Origin of the sequence: Pseudoflavonifractor capillosus (genome assembly GCF_016899775.1) — a bacterium.
Taxonomy (GTDB): Bacteria; Bacillota; Clostridia; order Oscillospirales; family Oscillospiraceae; genus Lawsonibacter.
Map to the genome: position 1 here is coordinate 1 of NZ_JACJJE010000159.1, position 404 is coordinate 404.

Below are 404 nucleotides of genomic sequence, written 5' to 3' on the forward strand. Positions count from 1 at the left end.
CGGGACAGTTGGACAAAGTCCTCATCCAAGATCACCACGAGGCCATTGTCAGCCACGAACTGTTCGATGCAGTTCAGCTGGAGTTGGCCCGGAGAAAAGCTCGTGAGGGCGGAACCAGGAGAAGCACCCCCACCGGTCTGCGGAAATACAGTGGGAAATATGCCCTCAGCAATCTGCTGTTCTGCGGCGAGTGTGGTACGGCCTACCGCCGGTGCACCTGGACCCAGTACGGGGAAAAGCGGCCTGTGTGGCGCTGTATCAGCCGGTTGAGTTACGGAAAAAAATACTGCCTGCATTCTCCAACATTGGATGAAAAGCCGCTTCAACAGGCAATTCTGGGAGCCATCAATGCATCTATGGACAACCGAACCGTGCTGGAAAGCCGAATCACGGCGGTTATGGAA

The 404-nt window shown here is 55.4% G+C and carries 1 protein-coding gene; it reads left to right on the forward strand.

Annotated elements, in window-relative coordinates:
• The coding region (locus H6B31_RS16800; protein ID WP_204899537.1) for a recombinase zinc beta ribbon domain-containing protein at positions 1-404 on the forward strand (404 nt) is incomplete at both ends.